General features: G+C 60.3%; 24 protein-coding genes. 19 read left to right on the top strand and 5 right to left on the bottom strand.

The annotated features are described in order from the left end of the window. Positions 1-128: 128 nt before the first annotated feature. The 3 genes from ACIQY3_RS26705 to ACIQY3_RS26715 are packed head-to-tail and all read left to right on the top strand — an operon-like array spanning position 129 to position 2585. Complete coding sequence (locus ACIQY3_RS26705; RefSeq protein WP_403025809.1) at positions 129-1148, top strand: aminoglycoside phosphotransferase family protein; 1020 nt, start codon at positions 129-131, stop codon at positions 1146-1148. Continuing rightward, the gene (murU, locus tag ACIQY3_RS26710) at positions 1145-1816 is read left to right on the top strand and encodes an N-acetylmuramate alpha-1-phosphate uridylyltransferase MurU (protein ID WP_403025810.1); all 672 of its coding nucleotides are present in this window, start codon (positions 1145-1147) and stop codon (positions 1814-1816) included. The genes ACIQY3_RS26705 and murU overlap by 4 nt, the downstream gene beginning before the upstream one ends. A gap of 1 nt (position 1817) precedes the next feature. Continuing rightward, complete coding sequence (locus ACIQY3_RS26715) at positions 1818-2585, top strand: TerB family tellurite resistance protein (protein WP_403025812.1); 768 nt, start codon at positions 1818-1820, stop codon at positions 2583-2585. 143 nt (positions 2586-2728) lie between these two features. Here ACIQY3_RS26715 and ACIQY3_RS26720 read toward each other — a convergent pair whose 3' ends face one another. Continuing rightward, positions 2729-3721, bottom strand: a complete 993-nt coding sequence (locus ACIQY3_RS26720; protein WP_403025814.1) for an alpha/beta hydrolase family protein — start codon at positions 3719-3721, stop codon at positions 2729-2731. 73 nt (positions 3722-3794) lie between these two features. On the opposite strand from ACIQY3_RS26720, the gene ACIQY3_RS26725 reads away from it, so the two are divergent. From ACIQY3_RS26725 to trpE, 10 genes are all read left to right on the top strand, one after another. Further along, positions 3795-6191, top strand: a complete 2397-nt coding sequence (locus ACIQY3_RS26725) for a PAS domain S-box protein (RefSeq protein ID WP_403025816.1) — start codon at positions 3795-3797, stop codon at positions 6189-6191. A gap of 127 nt (positions 6192-6318) precedes the next feature. Then, positions 6319-6960, top strand: coding sequence for a response regulator transcription factor (locus tag ACIQY3_RS26730; protein WP_174160275.1), 642 nt, complete (start codon positions 6319-6321; stop codon positions 6958-6960). A 356-nt stretch (positions 6961-7316) separates the two neighbouring features. After that, a complete protein-coding gene (locus ACIQY3_RS26735; RefSeq protein WP_403025819.1) occupies positions 7317-8441 on the top strand; it encodes an ABC transporter ATP-binding protein in 1125 nt (374 codons plus the stop codon). A 48-nt stretch (positions 8442-8489) separates the two neighbouring features. After that, complete coding sequence (locus ACIQY3_RS26740; RefSeq protein ID WP_403025821.1) at positions 8490-9533, top strand: ABC transporter substrate-binding protein; 1044 nt, start codon at positions 8490-8492, stop codon at positions 9531-9533. Positions 9534-9705: 172 nt separating this feature from the next. Beyond that, positions 9706-10953 (top strand): ABC transporter permease, encoded by a 1248-nt coding sequence (locus ACIQY3_RS26745; protein WP_403025823.1) that lies wholly within the window; start codon positions 9706-9708, stop codon positions 10951-10953. A gap of 12 nt (positions 10954-10965) precedes the next feature. Beyond that, the gene (locus tag ACIQY3_RS26750) at positions 10966-11790 is read left to right on the top strand and encodes an ABC transporter permease (RefSeq protein ID WP_133835769.1); all 825 of its coding nucleotides are present in this window, start codon (positions 10966-10968) and stop codon (positions 11788-11790) included. A 332-nt stretch (positions 11791-12122) separates the two neighbouring features. Next, positions 12123-13271 carry an iron-containing alcohol dehydrogenase gene (locus tag ACIQY3_RS26755; RefSeq protein ID WP_403025825.1) on the top strand — a complete coding sequence of 383 codons (1149 nt, stop codon included), beginning with the start codon at positions 12123-12125 and terminating at the stop codon, positions 13269-13271. A 116-nt stretch (positions 13272-13387) separates the two neighbouring features. After that, positions 13388-14062: a ribulose-phosphate 3-epimerase gene (gene rpe / locus ACIQY3_RS26760; RefSeq protein WP_054044125.1), complete on the top strand. Its 675-nt coding sequence runs from the start codon at positions 13388-13390 to the stop codon at positions 14060-14062. Next, positions 14059-14877, top strand: a complete 819-nt coding sequence (locus ACIQY3_RS26765; RefSeq protein WP_054044124.1) for a phosphoglycolate phosphatase — start codon at positions 14059-14061, stop codon at positions 14875-14877. Before rpe ends, ACIQY3_RS26765 begins: the two co-directional genes overlap by 4 nt. Positions 14878-14948: 71 nt before the next feature. Continuing rightward, positions 14949-16430 (top strand): anthranilate synthase component I, encoded by a 1482-nt coding sequence (gene trpE, locus ACIQY3_RS26770; RefSeq protein WP_403025828.1) that lies wholly within the window; start codon positions 14949-14951, stop codon positions 16428-16430. A 174-nt stretch (positions 16431-16604) separates the two neighbouring features. On the opposite strand, the gene estP is transcribed toward trpE, so the two are convergent. Then, a complete protein-coding gene (estP, locus tag ACIQY3_RS26775) occupies positions 16605-18515 on the bottom strand; it encodes an esterase EstP (protein ID WP_403025830.1) in 1911 nt (636 codons plus the stop codon). Positions 18516-18921: 406 nt separating this feature from the next. Here estP and ACIQY3_RS26780 point away from each other — a divergent pair, with 406 nt between their 5' ends. From ACIQY3_RS26780 to ACIQY3_RS26795, 4 genes are all read left to right on the top strand, one after another. Next, entirely contained in the window at positions 18922-19515 is a 594-nt protein-coding gene (locus ACIQY3_RS26780; protein WP_007906885.1) for an aminodeoxychorismate/anthranilate synthase component II, read from the top strand. Between the two features lie 9 nt (positions 19516-19524). Then, complete coding sequence (gene trpD / locus ACIQY3_RS26785) at positions 19525-20574, top strand: anthranilate phosphoribosyltransferase (protein ID WP_403025833.1); 1050 nt, start codon at positions 19525-19527, stop codon at positions 20572-20574. Further along, a complete protein-coding gene (trpC, locus tag ACIQY3_RS26790; protein WP_403025835.1) occupies positions 20571-21407 on the top strand; it encodes an indole-3-glycerol phosphate synthase TrpC in 837 nt (278 codons plus the stop codon). The genes trpD and trpC overlap by 4 nt, the downstream gene beginning before the upstream one ends. A 139-nt stretch (positions 21408-21546) precedes the next feature. Further along, positions 21547-22248 (top strand): biotin/lipoate A/B protein ligase family protein, encoded by a 702-nt coding sequence (locus tag ACIQY3_RS26795; protein WP_403025837.1) that lies wholly within the window; start codon positions 21547-21549, stop codon positions 22246-22248. Here the strand turns inward: ACIQY3_RS26795 and crp are convergent. Beyond that, positions 22245-22889 (bottom strand): cAMP-activated global transcriptional regulator CRP, encoded by a 645-nt coding sequence (crp, locus tag ACIQY3_RS26800; protein WP_054044118.1) that lies wholly within the window; start codon positions 22887-22889, stop codon positions 22245-22247. The two genes, ACIQY3_RS26795 and crp, sit on opposite strands and share 4 nt — an antisense overlap. A 248-nt stretch (positions 22890-23137) precedes the next feature. Between crp and ACIQY3_RS26805 the strand changes: the two genes are divergently transcribed. Both ACIQY3_RS26805 and speD read left to right on the top strand, forming a co-directional pair. Next, positions 23138-23560, top strand: coding sequence for an OsmC family protein (locus ACIQY3_RS26805; RefSeq protein ID WP_007941657.1), 423 nt, complete (start codon positions 23138-23140; stop codon positions 23558-23560). 239 nt (positions 23561-23799) lie between these two features. Continuing rightward, positions 23800-24594: an adenosylmethionine decarboxylase gene (speD, locus tag ACIQY3_RS26810; RefSeq protein ID WP_123410513.1), complete on the top strand. Its 795-nt coding sequence runs from the start codon at positions 23800-23802 to the stop codon at positions 24592-24594. 177 nt (positions 24595-24771) lie between these two features. Here speD and coq7 read toward each other — a convergent pair whose 3' ends face one another. Together coq7 and ACIQY3_RS26820 are read right to left on the bottom strand one after the other, a co-directional pair. Continuing rightward, positions 24772-25419: a 2-polyprenyl-3-methyl-6-methoxy-1,4-benzoquinone monooxygenase gene (gene coq7, locus ACIQY3_RS26815; RefSeq protein WP_054044116.1), complete on the bottom strand. Its 648-nt coding sequence runs from the start codon at positions 25417-25419 to the stop codon at positions 24772-24774. A 202-nt stretch (positions 25420-25621) separates the two neighbouring features. Then, the gene (locus tag ACIQY3_RS26820) at positions 25622-25960 is read right to left on the bottom strand and encodes a histidine triad nucleotide-binding protein (RefSeq protein WP_163911318.1); all 339 of its coding nucleotides are present in this window, start codon (positions 25958-25960) and stop codon (positions 25622-25624) included.

A 25960-nucleotide genomic window follows, 5' to 3' on the forward strand; every position in this document is an offset into this window, starting at 1 on the left:
TATTAGTCCGGGCTTCCTGCGTGCCATCTGCCCGCGGTGTGGGCCGCACGCCTCTCGATGGTCTGAAAAAGATGCTGGATAATAAAGCATGACCCGCTTGACGGCTAGCGCCGTCGGAGACCCTTGTAATGCCTGACCAAGATGTACGCTTGCAACACCTGAAAGTTTGGCTCGACGAGCAGTTGGCGACCCTCTTTGCCGAGCAAGGCTGGGGCGCCGTACCCCCGGCCACGTTGATCGCGGCCAGTAGCGACGCGAGTTTCCGGCGCTATTTCCGCTGGGAAGGCGAGGGCAAAAGTTTTGTCGTGATGGACGCTCCGCCGCCCCAGGAAAACTGCAAACCCTTCGTGGATATCGCTTTTTTGCTGGCGAAATCCGGAATAAATGTTCCGAAAATTTATGCCGAAGACCTCGAACGCGGTTTTCTTTTGCTCAATGACCTGGGCAACAAGACTTATCTGGACGTGATCGACAGCGAAAACGCCGACGATTTGTTCAAGGATGCCCTACAGGCGTTGTTGGCTTTTCAGCAATTGCCGATGGTGGCGCCGCTGCCAAGTTATGACGTGGCACTGCTGCGTCGCGAGCTGGAACTGTTCCCCGAGTGGTACGTGAAGCATGAACTGGGCATCGAGTTTGACGCCGCTCAGCAAATGCTCTGGCAGCAAGTCAGCGAGTTGTTGATCGACAGCGCCCTGGCCCAGCCAAAAGTCTTGGTGCACCGCGACTACATGCCGCGCAACCTGATGCTCAGCGAACCGAATCCCGGCGTGCTGGATTTCCAGGATGCGGTCTATGGCCCGGTCACGTACGACGTGACCTGCCTGTTCAAGGACGCATTCCTTAGCTGGCCGGAAGAACGCGTGTACGCCTGGCTGCAGGATTACTGGCAACAGGCCGGCGCACTGGGCATCCCGGTGCAGCCTGACTTCGAAGAGTTCCACCGTGCCAGCGACCTGATGGGGGTGCAGCGTCACTTGAAAGTGATCGGCATCTTCGCGCGCATCTGTCACCGCGACGGCAAGCCGCGCTACCTCGCCGACGTGCCGCGCTTCTTTGCTTATATAGATGCGGTGATTGCCCGTCGTCCCGAGTTGGCGGAGCTGGATGTGTTGCTGCTGAGTCTGCGTGCTGGAGCCAATGCATGAAGGCAATGATTCTGGCGGCGGGCAAGGGCGAACGCATGCGCCCGCTGACCCTGACCACGCCCAAACCGTTGGTGCCTGCCGGCGGCGTGCCGTTGATCGAGTACCACCTGCGCGCCCTGGCGGCGGCCGGGTTTACCGAGATCGTGATCAATCACGCCTGGCTCGGTCAGCAGATCGAAGATTACCTGGGCGATGGCTCGCGTTACGGCGTCAGCATTCAGTATTCGCCGGAAGGTGAACCGCTTGAAACCGGTGGCGGGATTTTCCGTGCCTTGCCGTTGCTGGGCGACGAAGCGTTTGTGGTGGTCAACGGTGATATCTGGACCGATTACGACTTCAACGCCCTGCGCCAACCGATTGCAGGGCTGGCTCACCTGGTGCTGGCCGACAACCCGGCGCATCACCCGAACGGGGATTTCATTCTGGTCGATGGCCAGGTGCGCGACGGCGAACCCGATGCCAAGACCCTGACCTACAGCGGTATCGCCGTGCTGCACCCGAACCTGTTCGAGGGCTGTTCGGCCGAGGCTTTCAAGCTCGCGCCGCTGTTCCGCAAGGCCATGGCCGCCGGGCAGGTTTCCGGTGAACGCCTGAATGGGCACTGGGTGGATGTGGGCACTTACGAGCGCCTGGCCGAAGCCGAAACTCTGATAGAAGCGAGCCGCTGACATGTTGTGGCCAGGGACTCTGATCGGAGCCGGAGCAGGCTTTGCCATAGCCAGCATTCCGGGGGCCATGCTCGGCGCTTTGTTGGGACAGGCGCTGGACCGGCGCCTGCACTTGCAGAGCTGGGGGCATTTGCGGGAAAAACTCGGTGGGCGACCGGTGTTGCGCAACGATGAACTGTTGTTCGTGTTGCTGGGCCGCTTGGCCAAGTGCGATGGGCGCGTGGTGGATGGTCACATTCAGCAGGCCCGTCAGGAGATGCGCTCGCTGGAAATGACCGAATCGGCACAACGCCGCGCCATTACCGCGTTCAATCGTGGCAAGACCGGGCACGACCGCTTGCGTGGCTATTTGCGGCGCCTGAGTGCCCAGCCCCATGCGGCCGAAGGCGTGCTGCGTGCCTGTTGGCGGATGGTCTGGGCCGACGGTCGCGCGGGCGCCAGCGAACGAGAACTGCTGGCGCAATGGGGCAAATGGCTGGGTTGGACACCCCATCAGGTACAGGCGTTAGCCCACGACTATGAACCGCAGAAACGTCCGCAGGTCAGCAGCGCCGTGACTTACCAGGACGCCATGCGGTTATTGGGTGTGTCGGCCACCAGTGAGCCGGCGCAGATTAAACGGGCTTATCGGCGTCTGCTCAGTCGTCATCATCCGGACAAGATTGCCGGTTCCGGGGCGACGGCGATGCAGGTGCGGGAGGCGACGGACAAGACCCGCGAATTGCACAACGCGTATACGTTGATCAAGGAACGGCGGGATTTTCGCTAGCAACCAGTATTTGTGTTGTCAGTGATGACCATTCGCGAACAAGCCCGCTCCCACAGTGGTTCTTTGGTGTTCACACAATGTGTGGCACACAGAAGATCCCCTGTGGGAGCGGGCTTGCTCGCGAATGAGGGCGACTCGGTCTATCACTCCGCCACAGGCTGCGGATTCAACCACCCACGCACCCGGCGAAACAGCTGCTCTTGCTCAGCCTGGGCATTGCCCGGCAACGCCTTGAGCGATACCTGGCTGAACGCAGACGTCTTCAAGCGTTTGCTCGCCTGCAACCTTTCCAGCGCAGCGTTGCGATCCAGCGGCTTGTCCATATAGAAGAGGTCGGCGGTCGGCAGCTTCAAGGTCGGGGTCAGTTCGGCCAGCGCGGGTTTGCCCGTCACCGGCGTCTGCGCCGCGACCATCACGAATTTCTCCACTTGCGACGGCTGCTTCTCGCTCAGATAGCGCGCGGCCCAGTAAGCCCCGGTGCCATGCCCCAACACCACGATGCGGCGCGCACTTTGCTGTTCGGCATAGGCGATGGCGGCATCGATGCGGGCGAAGATTCGCTCGGCGTCGGCCTTGGACTGTTCTTCGGTGGTTTCCACGACCGCTTTATCGGCGACGTCCGATTCACCGCTGGCCGCCTGCTCGATGGGCTTCGCGGTGGTCGAGTCTTTGCTGCCGGTGTCCGGGGCTTTGATCGTCGGCGGGACTTCGGCGACGCGTGGCGCAATGGCATCGCTTTGCAGGTCCGGCAAGGTGATACTCAGGCTGCTCCACTCGGCGTCCGGCAATTTGTTGCGCAAAGGGCCGATTGCTTGCGGCCAGTCAACGGTCTCGCCGGCGCCGGGGATGATAATCACCGCGCCCCTCGGGTCTGCGGTGTTGGCAGGTTTCCACAAGGCGAGAAACGTATCGGCCCCGGCCTGAAGCTGCTGCTGTTCCTGGGCGGGGATTTTTCGCTCAAGTGCTGTCGCTTCTTCCTGACTACGCTCAAGCAGCGGCTGACGCTCCACCGGTTTTGTTTCTGCGGCTTTTTCGGTAGAAGCAGGTGCAGGGTCGGCGGCCTCGACGGAAAAGGCGCAAGGCAGGATCAGCGACAGGCACAATGCTGGCAGTGCCAGGCGGGAAACAGGGGGCATCGGATATTCCAGGCCAGAAGTTATTCCGGCAGCCTAATGGGTTGGTCAGTATTTGTCAGTGTGTGAGACTTCAATGATGCGTTTTCGCTGCCTGTGGGTTATCGGCTGTTTGTGGTTTCCCTTGATGGGCTGGGCGGCGTCCGCGCCTCCGGTGCACGTTGCGCAATTGTCGGCGGCCCAGCAGCAATGGCTGGCGGAGCATGGCGAATTGCGTGTCGGCCTGGTGTTGCAGGCGCCGTATGCGCAATACGATCGCCGCTTGCAGCGTTTGTCCGGGGTCAACGTCGACCTGATGAAATGGCTGGCCAAGGCCCTCAAGGTCGAGCTCAGTTGGCGCAACTTTCCCGACGTGGAACAACTGGAAGCGGCGGTGCGCGAAGGCGAAATCGATGTCGCCCCTGGACTGACGCAAACCCCCGGCGGGCTGCGGCTTTGGCAGTTCTCCGATCCGTATATGCGCGTGCCGCAACTGGTGGTCAGCGACCAGAAGGGTGCCGGTGTGGTCGAGCTGGAAAAACTCGACAGCCAGACCCGCGTCGCCGTGCGCATGCCCAGCGTCACCGCCGATTACCTGCGCAGCAACTTTCCACACCTGAACCTGCAAGGCGTGCCGATCGAGCGCCAGGCGTTGCAGTTGCTGTTGAGTCAGCAGGCCGGTTACGCGGTGGTCGACGAGGCGCAACTGGGGCGTTTATCCGCCGAGCCCGAGTTTGCCGGGCTGGTGGTCGTGGGCGACATCGGCTTGCCGCAATTGCTGCGGGTGGCCACTCGCCGGGACTGGCCGGAACTGGCCGGTATTATCGAAACTGCGCTGCGAGCGATCCCGGCCAAGGATCTGGAACAACTGCACAGCCAATGGCTGCAACCCAAATACCCACGGCTGTCCGAATCGCCGGGGTTCTGGCAAAACCTTTGCCTGCTGCTGGCGGTGCTGTTGCTGAGCAGCATGGCCATCGTGTTCTGGCAGCGGCGTCAGCAACACAGCCTGGAGCAGCGGTTGCTGGCGGCGCGGGAAGACATCGCCCTGCGCGAAGCGAGTGAAGAAGCTTTGCGCCTGACCCAGTTTTCCATCGATCAAAGCACCGTCGGCATCCTTTGGGTTAACTGGGACAGCCACGTGCGCTACGCCAACCGCGCCGCCGAAACCATGCTCGGCTATCCGTCCGGCGGGATCATCGATCGCCCGTTGATCGACTTCGAACCCGGCCTGCACATGGACCGCTGGCTGAACCTGTGGAAACGCGCCCGGGCCAGCGAAGAGGGGCCGCAAAGTTTCGAAACCAATTGTGTGCGGGCCGACGGCAGCATTCTGCCAGCGGATGTGTCGTTGAGCTTCCTGCGCTTTCGCGACGGCGAATACCTGGTGGTGTACCTCAATGACGTCACCGAACGCCGCCGCGCCCTGGCCGCGTTGCAGGAAAGCGAGGCGCGGCTGCAAGGGATCGCCGCCAACGTGCCCGGATTGGTCTTTCGCCTGGAGCGGGCGCCGGTGACCGGGCAGATCGACTTTGCCTACATCAGTGAGGGCAGCGAGAGCCTGGTCGGTTACTCGCCAGCGACTTTGGCCCATCGGGACAAAGGCCTGCGCAGCCTGGTGCATCCGGACGACAAGGCCAGTTATCACCAGACCCAGGATCATGCGCTGGACACTGACAGCGACTGGTCGTGGCAAGGGCGAATTCTCACGCGTTCAGGCGAGCAGCGCTGGGCCGAGATCAAGGCTATTACCCGGCGGCTGGAGGATGGCGCGTATGTCTGGGACGGGATCGTCTGGGATATCAGCGAGAGCAAGCGCATCGAACTGGAGCTGGCCAGCTCGCGGGAGCAATTGCGCGAGTTGTCGGCCCACTTGGAAAGCGTGCGGGAAGAGGAAAAGGCCCGCATCGCCCGGGAAGTCCACGATGAACTGGGGCAGATGTTGACTGTGCTGAAACTGGAAACCTCCATGTGCGAATTGGCCTACGCCCAGCTGGATCCAGGGCTGAACGAGCGCTTGAACAGCATGAAGCGCCTGATCGCTCAGTTATTCCAATTGGTGCGGGATGTGGCCACGGCGTTGCGGCCACCGATTCTCGATGCCGGGATCGCTTCCGCCATCGAATGGCAGGCCCGGCGTTTCGAGGCGCGCACGCAGATTCCCTGTCTGGTGCAGGTGCCGGAGAACCTGCCGGTGCTCAGCGATGCCAAGGCGATTGGCTTGTTCCGCATCCTTCAGGAAGCGCTGACCAATGTCATGCGCCATGCCCAGGCGCATACTGTCGAACTGACACTGGCGCTGGAAGGCGACGAGTTGTGTCTGACCGTCAGTGACGATGGCGTAGGATTTGTCGCCGCTACCGGTCGGCCGACATCGTTTGGCGTGGTGGGCATGCGCGAGCGGGTGTTGATCATGGGCGGGCAGTTGTCGCTTGAGAGTGAGCCGGGGGAGGGCACGACGTTGAGTGTGCGAGTGCCTGTGGATGAGGTCTGATGGTTTTGTGGTGTTTAGGCTTGCCTCTTCGCGAGCAAGCCCGCTCCCACAGGGGATTTGTGAACGACACTGATCAAATGTGGGAGCGGGCTTGCTCGCGAATGATCTTGGCTCTGAAATAAGAAGAATGGAGAAAAACGTGATCCGTGTACTGGTAGCCGAAGACCACACCATCGTCCGTGAAGGCATAAAGCAGTTGATTGGCCTGGCCAAGGACTTGCTGGTGGTGGGGGAGGCGAGCAATGGCGAGCAGTTGCTCGAAACCTTGCGTCATGTGCCCTGCGAAGTGGTGCTGCTGGACATCTCCATGCCCGGCGTCAACGGCCTGGAGGCGATTCCACGGATTCGCGCGTTGAACAATCCGCCAGCGATCCTGGTGCTGTCGATGCACGACGAAGCGCAAATGGCCGCCCGCGCACTAAAGGTTGGCGCTGCTGGCTATGCCACCAAGGACAGCGATCCGGCGTTGCTGCTGACGGCAATTCGCAAAGTCGCGGCGGGCGGGCGTTATATCGATCCGGACCTGGCTGACCGCATGGTCTTCGAAGTTGGCCTGACCGATTCGCGGCCGTTGCACTCATTGCTCTCGGAGCGTGAATTCTCAGTGTTCGAGCGCCTGGCCCAGGGCGCCAACGTCAACGACATCGCCCAGCAACTGGCCCTGAGCAGCAAAACCATCAGCACCCACAAGGCGCGGCTGATGCAGAAGCTCAACATCACCTCTTTGGCGGAATTGGTGAAGTACGCGATGGAACACAAACTCCTCTGAACACGCCGAATGTCACTGACTCACTGCAATCCCCTGTGGGCTTGCTCGCGAAGAGGCCATGTCAGTCGACATCAATGTTGCCTGACACACCGCTTTCGCGAGCAAGCCCGCTCCCACAGGGAACTCGTCGGCATGTCCATTTGCGACATGCCAGCAACGCCGCTTTTGCTTGTTCTTGCGGCTTGTAGCTTGCCGCTAACCGCTGCGTTTGCCCAAACGCGCCATCCTTGTAGGGCAATCCCTACCCCCAACCTTCCATCCGGCTGAGGCGATTCTCTCCTGCGCCCCGATTTGCGTGGTCCCCAGCGTCCACTAGGCTTAGTCCACAAGCAGTCATCAACAACAAAGGTGTGGGTATGAGCCAGGTCGATTCAAGTGCAGGGGCCAATGACATTCTGGTCAGCTTTCGTGGAGTGCAAAAAAGCTACGACGGCGAGAACCTGATCGTCAAAGACCTCAACCTGGACATTCGCAAAGGCGAATTCCTCACCTTGCTCGGGCCGTCCGGCTCCGGCAAGACCACCAGCCTGATGATGCTCGCCGGTTTCGAAACCCCGACCGCCGGGGAAATCCTGCTGGCCGGGCGTTCCATCAACAACGTGCCGCCGCACAAGCGTGACATCGGCATGGTGTTCCAGAACTACGCGCTGTTCCCGCACATGACCGTGGCCGAGAACCTCGCGTTCCCGTTGACCGTGCGCGGCTTGAACAAGAGCGATGTCAGCGACAAGGTCAAAAAAGTCCTGAGCATGGTCCAGCTCGACACCTTCGCCCAACGCTACCCGGCGCAACTGTCCGGTGGCCAGCAGCAGCGTGTGGCATTGGCCCGTGCCTTGGTGTTCGAACCGCAACTGGTGCTGATGGACGAACCCCTCGGCGCGCTGGATAAACAACTGCGCGAACACATGCAGATGGAAATCAAACACCTGCACCAGCGCCTCGGCGTGACCGTGGTCTACGTGACCCACGACCAGGGCGAAGCCCTGACCATGTCCGACCGTGTGGCGGTGTTCCACCAGGGCGAAATCCAGCAGATCGCCCCGCCGCGCACCCTCTACGAAGAACCCAAGAACACCTTCGTCGCCAACTTCATCGGCGAGAACAACCGTCTCAACGGCCGTTTGCACAGCCACACCGGCGACCGCTGCATTGTCGAGTTGGGGCGCGGGGAAAAGGTTGAAGCCCTGGCGGTCAACGTCGGCAAGACCGGCGAACCGGTCACGCTGTCGATTCGCCCGGAACGCGTGAGCCTCAACGGTTCGAGCGAGTCCTGCGTCAACCGCTTCTCAGGAAGGGTGGCGGAATTCATCTATCTGGGCGACCACGTCCGGGTTCGCCTGGAAGTCTGCGGCAAGACCGACTTCTTCGTGAAACAACCGATTGCCGAGCTCGATCCCGAGCTGGCGGTGGGCGACGTGGTTCCGCTTGGCTGGCAGGTTGAGCACGTTCGCGCGCTTGACCCACTTCTAGAGGCGCATTGATCGCCCCGGCTACACCAACACCAACCCTGCACGTGGAGAGAACAATAAATGTTGAGATCCCTGAAATTAACCGCTTTGGTCATGGGCATGATCGGTGCGGCACACGCGATGGCGGCGGGTCCGGACCTGACCGTGGTGTCCTTTGGCGGGGCGAACAAGGCAGCGCAAGTCAAAGCCTTCTACGCGCCGTGGGAAGCGGCGGGCAACGGCAAGATCGTCGCGGGCGAATACAACGGTGAGATGGCTAAGGTCAAAGCCATGGTCGACACCAAGAGCGTGTCCTGGGACCTGGTAGAAGTTGAATCCCCAGAGCTGTCCCGTGGCTGCGACGAAGACATGTTCGAGCAACTCGATCCGAAGTTGTTCGGCAAAACCGAAGACTACGTCAAAGGCGCGATCCAGCCGTGCGGCGTGGGCTTCTTCGTGTGGTCGACCGTGTTGGCCTACAACGCCGACAAACTGGCTTCCGCGCCGACTAGCTGGGTCGATTTCTGGGACACCAAGAAATTCCCGGGCAAGCGCGGCCTGCGTAAAGGCGCCAAGTACACCCTGGAATTCGCTCTGATGGCCGACGGTGTTGCGCCGAAAGACGTCTACAAAGTGCTGGCCGGCAAGGATGGCCAGGACCGCGCGTTCAAGAAACTCGATGAACTCAAGCCGAACATCCAGTGGTGGGAGGCCGGCGCACAACCGCCGCAATACCTCGCTTCCGGTGACGTGGTCATGAGCTCGGCCTACAACGGCCGGATCGCTGCCGTGCAGAAAGAAAGCAACCTGAAAGTGGTGTGGAACGGCGGGATCTACGACTTCGACGCGTGGGCAATTCCAAAAGGCCTGGATAAAACCCGTGCCGAAGCGGCGAAGAAATTCATCGCTTACTCGGTCATGCCGCAGCAGCAGAAGACCTACTCGGAAAACATCGCCTACGGCCCGGCCAACACCCAAGCCGTACCGCTGCTGGCCAAGGACGTGTTGAAAGACATGCCGACCACCCCGGAAAACATCGCCAACCAGGTGCAAATCGACGTCAGCTTCTGGGCTGACAACGGCGAGCAACTGGAACAGCGCTTCAATTCCTGGGCTGCGAAGTAACTACAACCCACTGTGGGAGCGAGCCTGCTCGCGAAGAGGGCATCACATTCAACATCTATGTTGATTGATCCATCGCTTTCGCGAGCAGGCTCGCTCCCACAGGTGCGGTGTTTCAACACAACAGAGGCGGCCTGGCCGCCTCTGTAACGATCAAAGATTTCCGGAGTACGCCATGGCCACCGCCATTCCCCTGAACGCGGGCACTGACCCCACCTTGAAGCAGCGGCTCAAGCACGCCGAGCGGATCAACCGCTGGAAAGCACAAGCCTTGATCGCGCCCCTGGTGCTGTTTCTGTTGCTGGTGTTCCTGGTGCCGATCGTGGCGCTGCTCTACAAAAGCGTCGGTAACCCGGAAGTGGTCGGCGGTATGCCGCGCACCGTGACGGCTATCGCCAGTTGGGACGGCCGAGGCCTGCCCGCTGAACCGGTTTACAAGGCCGCCAGCGAAGACCTCGCTGAAGCGCGCAAAAACCAGACCTTGGGCGACCTGTCCAAGCGCTTGAACATGGAGTTGGCCGGCTACCGCAGCCTGCTGACCAAAACGGCCCGCGCCTTGCCGTTCGCCACCGAGCCGACCTCTTATAAAGAAGCGCTGGAAGGCCTCGACGAACGCTGGGGCGATCCAGCCTATTGGCAAGCCGTGCGTCGTAACACCAGCAGCATCACGCCGTACTACTTGCTGGCGGCGGTCGATCATCGGATCGACGACCTCGGCGAAGTGGCCCCGGCCACCCCGGATCAAGCGATCTACCTCGACATCTTCGCCCGCACGTTCTGGATGGGCCTGGTCATCACCGTGATCTGCTTGTTCCTGGCGTATCCATTGGCTTATCTGCTGGCAAACCTGCCATCGCGCCAAAGCAACCTGCTGATGATTCTGGTGCTGCTGCCGTTCTGGACCTCGATCCTGGTGCGGGTCGCCGCATGGATCGTGTTGCTGCAATCCGGCGGATTGATCAACAGCGGCCTGATGGCCATGGGCATTATCGATAAGCCGCTGGAACTGGTGTTCAACCGCACCGGGGTCTACATCTCGATGGTGCACATCCTGCTGCCGTTCATGATCCTGCCGATCTACAGCGTAATGAAAGGCATCTCACCGACTTACATGCGCGCCGCGATTTCCCTCGGCTGCCACCCGTTCGCCAGTTTCTGGCGGGTGTATTTCCCGCAGACCTATGCCGGTGTCGGCGCCGGTTGCCTGTTGGTGTTCATCCTCGCCATCGGCTACTACATCACCCCGGCGTTGCTGGGCAGCCCGAACGATCAGATGGTCAGTTACTTCGTCGCCTTCTACACCAACACCAGCATCAACTGGGGCATGGCGACCGCACTCGGTGGGCTGCTGCTGTTGGCGACCGTGGTGCTTTATCTGATTTACAGCTGGCTGGTGGGCGCCAGTCGCCTGCGCCTGAGCTAAGGGGAGAATGAAATGCTGAGTCCTTATATGTCGCCCATTGAACGGGTGTGGTTCTACAGCTTGCGGATTCTCTGCGGCCTGGTTTTGTTGTTCCTGATCCTGCCGGTACTGGTGATCATTCCGCTGTCGTTCAACTCCGGCAGTTTCCTGGTGTACCCGTTGCAAGGTTTTTCGCTGCACTGGTATCAGGACTTCTTCGCCTCGGCGGAATGGATGCGTTCGTTAAAGAACAGCATCATCGTCGCCCCGGCGGCCACGGTGCTGGCGATGGTCTTCGGCACGCTGGCGGCGATTGGCCTGACCCGTGGTGACTTCCCGGGCAAGGCACTGGTGATGGCGCTGGTGATTTCGCCGATGGTGGTGCCGGTGGTGATCATTGGTGTGGCGAGTTATCTGTTCTTCGCGCCGCTGGGGCTGGGCAACAGCTTCTTCTCGCTGATCGTGGTGCACGCGGTGTTGGGCGTGCCGTTTGTGATCATTACGGTGTCGGCGACGTTGCAGGGCTTCAACCATAACCTGGTGCGCGCCGCTGCCAGCCTCGGAGCTTCGCCGCTGACTGCGTTCCGGCGGGTGACTTTGCCGTTGATTGCACCAGGTGTGATTTCCGGGGCGCTGTTTGCCTTCGCCACCTCGTTCGATGAAGTGGTGGTGACGCTGTTCCTCGCAGGTCCCGAACAAGCGACGTTGCCACGGCAGATGTTCAGCGGCATCCGCGAAAATCTCAGCCCGACGATTGCGGCCGCCGCGACGTTGCTGATTGCGTTCTCGGTGATCCTGTTGCTGACCCTGGAATGGTTGCGCGGCCGTAGCGAGAAACTGCGTACCGCTCAGGTCTGACGTTTGCCGATGATCGTTCCCACGCTCTGCGTGGGAATGCCTCACCGGACGCTCCGCGTCCGCTCTTGGGACGCAGAGCGTCCCTGGCCGCATTCCCACGCGGAGCGTGGGAACAATCGGCACAGTAAATTGTGGGAGCGGGCTTGCTCGCGAAAGCGTCAGCACAGTCAACATCCATGTGACTGAAAGATTGCCTTCGCGAGCAAGCCCGCTCCCACATTGGTTTTGTGTGGTAGTCGAGATCTCTGGTCATTCGCGCCGTGAATAAACGACAAACCCCAATCCCCAGCTACTATTGTGCCCAGCTCCCCAAACGATAAGAGGCTGCGCACATGAGTCTTTCCTCTTTCAAAATTGCCCACAAACTGATCACCGGCGCCGGTGCCATCGAGCAACTGGCCGCCGAGTTGACACGCCTGGATGTAGATAACCCGCTGATCGTCACCGATGCCGCCCTGGTCAAGTCCGGCACGGTCGAGCTGGCGCTGGCACACCTGGGCGATCGCACCTACGAGATTTTCGACCGCGTATTGCCCGACCCGGAAATCGCCATCGTCGAAGACTGCATGCGCGTCTACCGCGAAGGCGGGCATGACGGCTTGATCGGCCTCGGCGGCGGCAGTGCCATCGACATCGCCAAAAGCGTGGCAGCCTACGCCGGTTATCACGGCGCGCTAGAAGATCTGTTCGGTGTCGATCAGGTGCCGCGCAAAGGCCCGCCGCTGATCGCCATCCCGACCACCGCCGGCACTGGCTCCGAAGTCACCAACGTGGCGATCCTCTCCGACAAGCTCGCGCAGTTGAAGAAAGGCATCGTCAGCGACTATCTATTGCCGGACGTTGCACTGGTCAGCCCGCAAATGACCCTGACCTGCCCGCGCAGTGTCACCGCCGCCAGTGGCGTCGATGCGTTGGTGCATGCGGTCGAGTCCTACCTGTCGCTGAATGCCTCGGCGATTACCGATGCCCTGGCGATTGGCGCGATCAAGCTGATCACCCAGGCGCTGCCCAAGGCCTACGCCAACCCGGCCAACCTGCAAGCCCGCGAAGACATGGCCACCGCCAGCCTGATGGCCGGCATGGCGTTCGGCAATGCCGGGGTCGGCGCGGTGCATGCGTTGGCGTATCCGCTGGGCGGGCGCTACAACATTGCCCACGGCGTCAGCAACGCGTTGCTGCTGCCGTATGTCATGACCTGGAACAAATTGGCCTGCGTCGAGCGCATGCAGGATATTGCCGAGGCGATGGGTGTAAAAACCGCGCACCTGAGCGCTACCGATGCGGCGGACAAAGCCGTGGAGGCGATGACCGCGTTGTGCCTGGCAGTGGAAATCCCCCTCGGCCTGCGCAGCTTCGGCGTGCCCGAGGACGCGATCCCGGCCATGGCCGTGGAAGCGGCGGGGATTGAGCGCCTGATGCGCAACAATCCGCGCAAGTTGAGTGCCGTCGATATCGAGAAGATCTACCGGGCGGCGTACTAGAGCCCGTCGGCACTTAATGATTGAAGGCAGGCCCAATCATCGCGGTCACAGTGCGCGCGCCAAAGCATGAGGTATACAATGCGCGCCATCGTGATTCTGCTCAAAAAAGGTGCGTCATGCAGCCCTTCGTAATTGCTCCGTCGATTCTCTCCGCCGACTTCGCCCGCCTGGGCGAAGAAGTGGACAACGTCCTGGCCGCTGGCGCCGACTTCGTGCACTTCGATGTCATGGACAACCACTACGTGCCCAACCTGACCATCGGCCCGATGGTCTGCGCGGCACTGCGCAAGTACGGCGTGACCGCGCCGATCGACGCACACTTGATGGTCAGCCCGGTGGACCGCATCGTCGGTGACTTCATCGAGGCCGGCGCGACCTACATCACCTTCCACCCGGAAGCCACGCAACACGTCGACCGTTCCCTGCAACTGATCCGCGAAGGCGGCTGCAAGTCGGGCCTGGTGTTCAACCCGGCGACTCCGCTGAGCGTGTTGGAATACGTGATGGACAAGGTCGACATGATCTTGCTGATGAGCGTCAACCCGGGCTTCGGCGGGCAGAAGTTCATCCCGGGCACCCTCGACAAACTGCGCCAGGCTCGCGCGTTGATTGATGCGTCCGGTCGCGACATTCGCCTGGAAATCGACGGTGGCGTGAATGTGAACAACATCCGCGAAATCGCCGCTGCGGGCGCTGACACCTTCGTGGCCGGCTCGGCGATCTTCAATGCGCCGAACTACCAGGAAGTGATCGAGAAGATGCGTTCCGAACTGGCGCTGGCTCGTCCATGAGTGGCTTTGAGCAGCTGTTCCCGGGGCGTCTGCCGCGGCTGGTGATGTTCGATCTGGATGGCACGCTGATCGATTCGGTCCCCGACCTCGCGGTTGCCGTGGATAACATGCTGCTCAAGATGGGGCGCGAACCCGCCGGCCTCGAGTCGGTGCGCGAGTGGGTCGGTAACGGCGCGCCGGTGCTGGTTCGTCGTGCGTTGGCGGGCGGTATCGACCATTCGACGGTCGATGACGGCGAGGCCGAAGGCGCGCTGGAGATTTTCATGGAGGCTTATAGCGAAAGCCATGAGCTGACCGTGGTTTACCCCGGCGTGCGCGACACCCTGAAATGGCTGCACAAGCAGGGCGTCGAGATGGCGCTGATCACCAACAAGCCGGAGCGCTTTGTCGCGCCGCTGCTGGATCAGATGAAGATCGGGCGCTACTTCAAGTGGATCATCGGCGGCGACACCCTGCCGCAGAAGAAACCCGACCCTGCGGCGCTGTTTTTTGTAATGAAAATGGCCAATATTCCGGCCTCGCAATCGTTGTTTGTCGGCGATTCGCGCAGTGATGTGCTGGCGGCGAAAGCGGCGGGGGTCAAGTGCGTGGCCCTGAGTTATGGCTACAACCATGGCCGGCCGATTGCCGAAGAATCTCCGGCGCTGGTGATCGACGATCTGCGCAAGCTAATTCCCGGTTGCCTGGACCCGGCCGCTGAGATAACGTTGCCCGACGCTGTTCAATCCCCTGCTGGAAATCCCATCGTGGTGGTCACTCGCAAACTCTGGATGAAAGTCATCAAGGCCCTGGCCCGCTGGCGTTGGCGCGCCTGACTTGTTCCTGGCCGGTATCCCGGCGCGTTTGCATACCTGACTGTTAGACCCTCAAGCCACGAGGCTACCCCATGATCCGCGAAGAATTCCTGCGTTTGGCCGCTGCCGGCTACAACCGTATCCCGATGGCCTGTGAAACCCTGGCCGACTTCGACACGCCGCTGTCGATCTACCTGAAACTGGCTGACCAGCCCAACTCCTATTTGCTGGAGTCGGTGCAGGGCGGCGAGAAGTGGGGGCGTTACTCGATCATCGGCCTGCCGTGCCGCACGGTGCTGCGGGTTCACGATCACCACGTCAGCGTGACCCACGACGGCGTCGAGATCGAAAGCCACGAAGCCGAAGATCCGCTGGCCTTCGTTGAAGAGTTCAAGGCTCGCTACAACGTTCCGACCATCCCTGGCCTGCCGCGCTTCAACGGTGGCCTCGTGGGTTATTTCGGTTATGACTGCGTGCGTTATGTGGAAAAGCGTCTGGGCAAGTGCCCGAACCCGGATCCACTGGGCGTGCCGGACATTCTGCTGATGGTCTCCGATGCGGTGGTGGTGTTCGATAACCTCGCCGGCAAGATGCACGCGATTGTCCTCGCCGATCCGGCGCAGGCCGATGCCTTCGAGCAAGGTCACGCACGCCTGGAAGCCCTGCTGGAGCAACTGCGCCAGCCGATCACGCCGCGTCGCGGCCTGGATTTCAGCAAGCAACAATCCGCTGATCCGGTGTTCCGCTCCAGTTTCACCCAGGGCGACTACGAAAAAGCCGTCGACACCATCAAGGAATACATCCTGGCCGGTGACTGCATGCAGGTCGTGCCGTCCCAGCGCATGTCGATCGACTTCAAGGCTGCGCCGATCGATCTGTACCGGGCGCTGCGCTGCTTCAACCCGACGCCTTACATGTACTTCTTCAACTTCGGCGACTTCCACGTGGTCGGCAGTTCGCCGGAAGTGCTGGTGCGGGTCGAAGACAACCTGATCACCGTGCGCCCGATCGCCGGCACCCGCCCACGCGGGGCCAACGAAGAAGCGGATCTGGCGCTGGAAAAAGACCTGCTGTCGGACGACAAGGAAATCGCCGAGCACTTGATGCTGATTGATCTGGGTCGTAACGACACCGGTCGCGTTTCGGAAATCGGTTCGGTGAAACTCACCGAGAAGATGGTCATCGAGCGTTATTCCAACGTGATGCACATCGTGTCCAACGTCACCGGGCAATTGAAGGCCGGGCTGACGGCGATGGATGCACTGCGGGCAATCCTGCCGGCGGGCACGTTGTCCGGCGCACCGAAGATTCGCGCGATGGAAATCATCGACGAACTGGAACCGGTCAAGCGTGGCGTCTACGGCGGCGCGGTTGGTTACTTTGCCTGGAACGGCAACATGGACACCGCGATTGCGATCCGCACCGCAGTGATCAAGGACGGCGAACTGCACGTGCAGGCCGGTGGCGGCATCGTTGCGGATTCGGTGCCGGCGCTGGAATGGGAAGAAACCCTGAACAAGCGCCGCGCGATGTTCCGTGCGGTGGCGTTGGCCGAGCAGACCCCGGACGCTTGAGTCGCGGGACTGCACAGCACCTGTGGGAGCGAGCTTGCTCGCGAAGGCGGTGTGTCATTCAACATTGATGTCGACTGACAGGCCTCTTCGCGAGCAAGCCCGCTCCCACAGGGATTTCACCCGCACAAAAAACGCGGCGCCTGTGAGGGCGCCGCGTTTTTTATTGCCTGATGTTTAGAAGTCCAACGCCACCCCAACGTTAATGCCTTGCTGGGTAAAGTCATCATCCTTGCGAATGTCGTAGCTGGCGCGCAACGACAGGTCCTTGGTGAGGTTGTGGCTCACGCCCAGGTTCAGGCGGTTCAGGTTGGTCTGTGGGGTGTAGCCGGCCAGGGTGTAGCGGTTGCCCGGCAGGCTGTTGAGGTTCATGGTCACGTCCTGGGTGTCGTCGTTGTACTCGCGCTCGTGGGCCAGTTCGCCAAACACTTGGGTTTGCGAAGTGATCTGGTACTTGCCCTGGATCCCGAGGCCAAGACGCCGGGAGATGCGTGACTGGTCGTCGAACGTCAGCGCGGTGGAGTCCGCGCCGTCTTCCGAATAACCGTCGACTTCAACCTTGGCGAAATCAGCGCTGACGAACGGCGACAGGTGCCACGGGCTGCTCGCCTCTGGCGCGATGTCGTAGCCCAGGCGGCCACTGATGGCGACCAGGTAACCGTCGGTGTCGCCTTTCTCCCCGCGTTCGTTGACCCCCAACTGAAATTTACGTTTGAGGCTGTCGTAGTCCAGATGCCCGGCGGTGACTGCCGCGTCACCCCACCAGCGATTCTGCTGGTACTGGGCGAACGCCGTGCCCATGTACGTGTTGAGTTTGTAATCGGAGTCGTTGTCGCCGGCTTCGAGTTTCTGATTATAGAAACCCGCCGCCAGACCAATGCGCCATGCGTCATTCAGCCGATAGCTACCACCGATGTTCAGGTTGGCGCCATTGCCGTCAGCACTGGCGCCACTGCGCTGGCTGTCGAAATCCTGGTGTTGGCCGCCGGCGGCGACAATCGCCCGCCATTGACCCACGCCTTGCCAGTTTTCCCAATCCGCCAGCCACTGATTGCGCAGTTCATCCTGATGGGAGCGCAAAGTCCCTTGGGCCATTTGCGGCAACAGGGTCGCTTCCCATGGCGCGGACAGCAGCGAGTAGGCGTAATCGGCAATCAGGCGTTGCCCGGCTTCGGTCGGGTGCACCGAGTCGTTGTAGATCAACTTGGTCGGGGCCGGCGTAGCGCTGTTGATCCCGTAGCGAGCGTTCTCGGTGCAACTGTTGCCGCTGAAGCAGGTGGCGCTCAGGTTCTGGTCGGTGGCTAGGCCGAATTGCCCAGGGTTGGCGAACGTTTCCTTGAGCAGCACCGGAATGTTCAGCGGGATGATGTTGGCATTGATGCCCTGCAGTTGGCTGACCAGTTCGGTGTTGAACTGCGCGCTGAGCTGGGACGTAAAGGCTTGCAGCGGCGTGCCATTGAAAGCCGGGGTAAAGCCGATGTCCGGCAGCAGCCAGACCATGACGTATCGGGCGCCGGCCTGTTGCAGGGTTTGTACGCTGCTGGCCAGGCGATCAGCGGCGGCGCTGGCCTGGGGCAGGCTGGTGACGCGACCCTGAAGGAAATCGTTACCACCGCCCGAGAGGTAATACAGTGCGTTCGGGTCGGCGCGGAAGTTGTTCGATGGCAGATAGCCCGCGCGGGTGCGTTCGCCGGTGGCGGAGGTGCCGGTGATCGAATCGAGAATCTGGTCGGTGCGATAACCGCCGACCGCCCAGTTGTTTCCATCGGGCAAGCCTTCGTTGGCGCGTACCGCCGAAGACGAGGACGCTGTCTGGTCCGCTGAGTACCCCAGTTTTCCCCCAAGGATTTGCGTGGCGTTGAGCGAACGCTCTTCACCGCTGCCATCCAGATAGACCGGGCCGGTTCGGTTGGTGAAGCGTTGGGTGGACCCGGCAGGCCCGCCGGTGTCGGCAAACGTCCCGGCGTCGTTGAGGCTGTCGCCGAAGACGACGAAGTTCGTGTAAGGATTGGGCGCCGCGTTCGCCTGGGCGCAGGCCATGGCGAGCAGGCAACTGGCGAGCGGTACAAACAACGTCTGTTTGATCATGTGCAAGTCCGTTTATTTATTGTTGTAGTGAACGAAACGACAGTACCAAAAACTTCCGGCCTTTTGCCATCTGTCGCGAACCCTTCATTTGTTTCGCAGCCCTTCGCGTGCGCCATATTGCACGCTCTGCCCAGCTAAGTTACTGTGCCAAGACGTATGAATGAGACCTTTCCCGTGTTGATCATCAGCAAACTCCTGGATCAAGTCATCAAGGCACACGCCCGCTGGCGTTGGCGCGCCTGAATTCTTTTGCCGGCCCCGCCGGACCTGTACCGCTTCGCCTTCTTTACCTGTTTGAAATGCCGCTTTGCTGGGTCACTCCAGCACCTGCCAAAGCGCAGCACACTGCGGGTATTCATTCGAAGGCAGTCTTAAAAGTCAGTGAATTCAAGAGGTTTCCATCGCCATGCTGCTGATGATCGATAACTACGACTCTTTTACCTACAACGTTGTGCAGTACCTTGGTGAGCTCGGCTCCCAGGTTAAAGTCGTGCGCAACGATGAACTCACCATTGCTGAAATCGAAGCCCTCAACCCTGAGCGCATCGTTGTATCCCCCGGTCCTTGCACGCCGACCGAAGCCGGCATCTCCATCGAAGCGATCAAGCACTTCGCCGGCAAACTGCCGATCCTCGGCGTCTGTCTCGGCCACCAGTCCATCGGCCAGGCCTTTGGCGGTGATGTGGTTCGCGCCCGTCAGGTCATGCACGGTAAGACTAGTCCGGTATTCCACGAGGACAAGGGTGTTTTCGAAGGCCTGAACCGGCCGCTGACGGTCACCCGCTACCACTCGCTGATCGTCAAGCGCGAAACCCTGCCTGACTGCCTGGAGCTGACTGCCTGGACCCAGCTCGAAGACGGCTCGGTCGACGAGATCATGGGCCTGCGCCACAAAACGTTGAACATCGAGGGGGTGCAATTCCACCCGGAATCGATCCTCACCGAGCAGGGCCACGAACTGTTCGCCAACTTCCTCAAACAAACCGGCGGCACGCGCTAAGGACTTTTCATGAACATCAAGACAGCCCTGGGCCGTATCGTCGATCACCTCGACCTCAGCACCGAAGAAATGCGCGATGTGATGCGCGAAATCATGACCGGGCAATGCTCGGATGCGCAGATTGGCGCGTTCATGATGGCCATGCGCATGAAGAGCGAAAGCATCGATGAAATCGTCGGCGCGGTGTCGGTCATGCGCGAGCTGGCGGACAAGGTCGAACTCAAGACCCTCGACGGCGTCGTCGATGTGGTCGGCACCGGCGGTGACGGCGCGAATATTTTCAACGTTTCCACCGCGTCTTCCTTCGTGGTCGCGGCGGCGGGTTGCACCGTGGCCAAGCACGGTAACCGTGCAGTCTCGGGCAAGAGCGGCAGTGCCGATCTGCTGGAGGCGGCCGGGATCTATCTGAATCTGACGCCGATCCAGGTGGCACGCTGCATCGACAATGTCGGCATTGGTTTCATGTTCGCCCAGACTCATCACAGCGCCATGAAATACGCCGCCGGCCCGCGCAAGGACCTTGGCCTGCGCACCCTGTTTAACATGCTCGGCCCGCTTACGAATCCGGCCGGCGTGAAACATCAGGTAGTGGGCGTGTTCACCCCGGCGCTGTGCCGGCCATTGGCCGAAGTCTTGCAACGTCTGGGCAGCAAGCATGTGCTGGTGGTGCACTCGAAGGATGGCCTGGACGAATTCAGCCTGGCCGCGCCGACGTTTGTCGCGGAACTGAAGAATGACCAGATCACCGAATATTGGGTCGAGCCGGAAGACCTGGGCATGAAGAGCCAGAGCCTGCACGGTCTGGCGGTTGACAGCCCGGCCGCTTCGCTTGAACTGATCCGCGATGCCTTGGGCAAGCGCAAGACTGAGAACGGCCAGAAAGCCGCCGAGATGATTGTGCTCAATGCCGGTGCCGCGCTGTATGCCGCTGACCACGCAACAAGTTTGAAAGAGGGCGTTGCCCTGGCGCACGACGCGCTGCACACCGGCCTCGCTCGGGAGAAACTCGAGGAGTTGGGTGCGTTTACCGCGGTATTTCGAGTGGAGAATGAGGGATGAGTGTACCGACGGTTCTGGAAAACATTCTGGCCCGCAAGGTCCAGGAAGTTGCCGAGCGTAGCGCCCGTGTCAGCCTGGCCGAGCTGGAAAGCCTGGCCAAGGCAGCCGATGCCCCCCGTGGTTTTGCCAAGGCACTGATCGCCCAGGCCAAGCTCAAGCAGCCGGCGGTGATTGCCGAAATCAAGAAAGCCTCGCCGAGCAAAGGCGTGATCCGCGAGAACTTCGTTCCCGCCGACATCGCCAAAAGCTACGAGAAGGGCGGTGCCACTTGCCTGTCAGTGCTTACCGATATCGATTTCTTCCAGGGCGCCGATGCGTATCTGCAACAGGCTCGCGCGGCGTGCAAGCTGCCGGTGATCCGCAAGGACTTCATGATCGATCCGTACCAGATCGTTGAAGCCCGTGCCTTGGGCGCTGACTGCGTGCTGTTGATCGTCTCCGCTTTGGACGACGTGAAAATGGCTGAGCTGGCGGCCGTGGCGAAAAGCGTCGGCCTCGATGTGTTGGTGGAAGTCCACGATGGCAATGAGCTGGATCGGGCCTTGAAAACCCTCGATACACCTTTGGTGGGCGTGAACAACCGTAACCTGCACACCTTTGAAGTCAGCCTGGAAAACACCCTCGACCTGTTGCCGCGCATTCCCCGTGATCGCCTGGTGATTACCGAGAGTGGCATTTTCAACCGGGCCGATGTCGAGTTGATGGAAATCAGCGACGTGTACGCGTTCCTGGTCGGCGAAGCGTTCATGCGCGCCGAAAGCCCTGGGACTGAACTGCAGCGTCTGTTCTTCCCTGAGCGTGGCTCGGCGGTGAGTGGTTCGACACTCGACTGAGTGCTGGCCGATTAACCGAGGTGCGCCCTTCGCGAGCAAGCCCGCTCCCACATTTGGAATGCGTTCCCCTGTGGGAGCGGGCTTGCTCGCGAAGAGGGCATGAGAATCGCCACAGACTTAACGTCTTAAGGAATACCTTTTGACCCTGATTACCTCCCTGACCACCGAAGCCGGCCTCCTCGCCGAACAGGATCTGCTGGCTTCCATCTGCACCGGCAACTCAGAATTCAGCCTGCTGTTCTGGCAACCCAATGACCGCGCACTGGTCATGCCGCGCCGCCTGAATCGTCTGCCACAATTCGAATCCGCCTGCGAAGTCTCCGCCGCCGCTGGCTGGCCAGTCCTGCTGCGCGAAACCGGCGGCGAACCCGTCCCGCAATCGGCCTCGACCATCAACATCGCACTGGTCTACGCGCCACCCCGCAGCGAAGGCGACCAGAACCGCATCGAAACCGCTTATCGCCGACTCTGCGATCCGATTTGCCAGTTGCTGGATGAGCTCGGCGGCACTTCGTCATTGGGCGAAGTCGAAGGCGCGTTCTGCGATGGCCGTTTCAACGTCAATCTCGACGGTCGCAAAATGGTCGGCACCGCCCAGCGCTGGCGCCAGAGCCAGGGCGGTACGCGTCCGGTCGGGCTGGTGCACGGGGCTTTGCTGCTGGATAACGAACGGGAGTCGATGGTCGCGGCGGTCAACCGCTTCAATGAGGCGTGCGGCCTGGAACAGCGGGTTCGCGCTGAAAGCCACATCGCCCTGCATGAAAAGTTCGCCGCGCCGGATGCGCTGGAACGCCTCGACGCGTTGTATCGCCAGTTGCTGGCGGAAATGTTCGAGGTTTAACGGGTGCCGAAGACCACCATGGTCTTGCCTTTGACGTCCACCAGGTTGCGTTCCTCAAGGTCCTTGAGCACGCGACCGACCATCTCCCGGGAACACCCGACAATCCGCCCGATTTCCTGACGGGTCACCTTGATCTGCATGCCGTCCGGATGGGTCATGGCGTCTGGCTGCTTGCACAATTCCAGCAGGCAACGGGCGACACGACCGGTCACATCGAAGAACGCCAGGTCGCCGACCTTGCGCGTGGTATTGCGCAGGCGCTGTGCGATTTGTCCGCTGAGTACGTAAAGAATGTCTGGATCTTGCTGGGACAGTTCGCGGAATTTCGCGTAGCTGATTTCTGCGACTTCGCATTCGACCTTGGCCCGAACCCAGGCACTGCGTTCCTGTTCCAGGCCGGCCTGTTCAAACAACCCGAGTTCACCGAAGAAGTCGCCGGCGTTCAGGTAGGAAATGATCATCTCGCGGCCGTCGTCATCCTCGATCAGGATAGTGACCGAGCCCTTGATGATGAAGAACAGCGTGTCCGAGCGATCGCCGGCACAGATGATGTTGCTCTTGGCCGCATAACGACGGCGCTGGCAATGCATCAACAGTTTGTCGAGGTTCTTGATTTTGGGTGTGGGGGTAATAGCAACCATGGTTGTATCCCGAAAAGACTGCACGGTGTTTTTGATTGTTGTAGGAGCGGGTGGAGCCTGCGATTTTTGCATTCGCTTGATGGCTGGCTATGCGCCAGCGAATTGGCGCCAGCTTAACAGACACATTCCTACAAGATTCGAGAATTTACCTACAGCGTAGGGGCACTCGTCCCAGGAAGGCGAAGCACTGTCATAGCAGGGCCCTGTGCTAAGCTGGCGACCCTTTTTTAGACAGTGGAGTCTTGGCGATGAAGGCACGCATCCAATGGGCTGGCGAAGCCATGTTCCTCGGTGAATCCGGTAGCGGTCATGTCGTGGTCATGGATGGTCCGCCGGACGCCGGTGGCCGTAACCTGGGTGTACGCCCGATGGAAATGCTCCTGCTGGGTGTCGGCGGTTGCAGCAATTTCGATGTGGTCAGCATCCTCAAGAAGTCCCGCCAGGCCGTGGAGAGCTGCGAAGCCTTCCTCGAAGCCGAGCGCGCCACCGAAGATCCAAAGGTGTTCACCAAGATCCACATGCACTTCGTGGTCAAGGGCCGTGGCCTGAAAGAAGCCCAGGTCAAACGCGCCATCGAACTGTCCGCCGAGAAGTATTGCTCGGCCTCGATCATGCTTGGCGCGGCTGGCGTAGCTATTACGCATGACTACGAGATCATCGAACTCGGTTGATTCGACATTCAACTATCATAAAAGCAGTGCAGACTCTGGCGATCCATAGCTGACGTCTGCATAATGCGCCACTTTTTTCAGGGTCGTGGCCCGTCACCCGACAGGCCCCGCACCCGAACAGACAACCAAAATCGCCATCGCGAAGAGGTGTTAACCGTCCTACGCAGCTGCGTTGTTCGCATCTGACGGGCATGCTTGATCACGCGGCCCGGGCCGCAATACATAGAGAGTTTTTAACGGTGAAAAGCAAACTCAAGCTCCACGGGTTCAATAACCTGACAAAGACCTTGAGCTTCAACATCTATGACATCTGCTACGCGGAAACCCCGCAAGACCAGCAGGCTTACGTCGAGTACATCAATGAAGAGTACAACGCGAAGCGCCTGACGCAGATCCTCACAGAAGTTGTCGATATCATTGGTGCCAACATCCTGAACATTGCCAGTCAGGACTATGATCCACAGGGCGCCAGCGTCACGATTCTGATCTCTGAAGAGCCGGTAACCCCGACCGACAGCCAGATCGAAGAGTCGCCGGGCCCGTTGCCCGAGATTATCCTGGCCCACCTCGACAAGAGCCACATCACGGTGCACACCTACCCGGAAATCCATCCGGTGGACGGTATCGCGACGTTCCGTGTGGACATTGACGTGTCGACGTGTGGTGTCATTTCACCGCTTAAAGCACTCAACTTCCTGATTCACCAGTTCGATTCGGACATCGTGACCGTGGATTATCGCGTGCGCGGTTTCACCCGTGACGTCGAAGGCAAAAAGCACTTCATCGATCACGAGATCAATTCGATCCAGAACTACCTCTCCGAAGACACCCGCGACAGTTACCAGATGACTGACGTGAATGTGTACCAGGAAAACCTGTTCCACACCAAAATGCTGCTGAAGAACTTCGAACTGGACAACTACCTGTTCGGCGACGCCACCAACAGCCTGTCCACTGAGCAACGCGCCCAGGTGACCGACCGTGTGAAACACGAAATGCTGGAAATCTTCTACGCGCGCAACATGCCGACCTAAGATTTTTCGAGCACAAAAAAGGCGACTACCTCACGGCAGTCGCCTTTTTCATGACTGGAATACAGCACCTTGTGGGAGCGGGCTTGCTCGCGAAAGCGGAGTATCAGTCGACATCAATGTTGAATGACCGACCGCTTTCGCGAGCAAGTCGAACCGTCGCACCGCCGCTCCCACAGGTCAAATCCGATAAGTACTCTTGGTCATCACCTTGGCCAACAAACTCATCCCGAACTTCACCGGTGCCGGAAAGCGGAAACCGCCAGCCTCCAGCGCACTCTCCGCATGATGTTCTTCATCAATGCGCATCTGCTCAAGAATCGCCCGGGACTTTTCATCCTCCGCCGGCAGTTGCTCAAGATGCTCGTTCAAGTGTTTACACACCTGATGCTCGGTCGCCGCAACAAATCCCAGGCTGACCTTATCGCTGATCAACCCGGCCACGGCGCCAATCCCGAACGACATGCCATAAAACAGCGGATTAAGGATGCTGGTGTGGCTGCCCAACTGGTGGATGCGTTGTTCGCACCACACCAGGTGATCGATTTCTTCTTCAGCCGCATGTTCCATGGCAGCGCGCACTTGCGGCAGCTTGGCGGTCAGGGCCTGCCCCTGATACAGCGCCTGGGCGCAGACTTCGCCGGTATGGTTGATGCGCATCAGACCGGCGACGTGCCGGGTGTCCTCGTCGCTCATTTGCGTTTCCGGCTGCACGATGGCCGGTGACGGGCGGTACGGCTGGCCACTGAAGGGCAGCAGGGTACGCATCGCGGCATCGGCTTGCAGCAGAAGACGGTCAATCGGCGAGTAGTGACGTTGGGTAGTCATGCTGACCTCCGGGAGGAATCTCGGCGGCCAGTTTAACCGAATCGGCCGGGGATGGTTTGCGCTGGGTCACTGTGATGCAGTTGCCGTGCGGTGATCTTTTGTGGGAGCGGGTTTGCTCGCGAAGGCGGACTGACAGCCAACATCATTGTTGAATGTTAAATCGCTTTCGCGAGCAAGCCCGCTCCCACAGAGGTCGAGGCAATCAGCCCGGCGGCCAAGTCATCTGGCGCTGACCCAACACGTGCATATGAATGTGGTAGACAGTCTGCCCACCTTCTTCATTACAGTTCATGACAACGCGGAAACCTTTTTCGCAACCCAGTTCCAGCGCCAGGCGTTGGGCGGTGAACAGGATGTGCCCGGCCAGCGTCTTGTCATCCTCGGTCAGGTCATTGAGGGTGCGCACCGGTTTTTTCGGGATCACCAGAAAGTGCACCGGTGCCTGTGGGGCGATGTCGTGGAAGGCCAGTACCTGGTCGTCCTCGTAAATGATCTTGGCCGGGATTTCCCGGTTGATGATCTTGGTGAACAGAGTATCCAC

Source organism: Pseudomonas sp. NPDC096950 (assembly GCF_044762525.1).
Taxonomy (GTDB): domain Bacteria; phylum Pseudomonadota; class Gammaproteobacteria; order Pseudomonadales; family Pseudomonadaceae; genus Aquipseudomonas.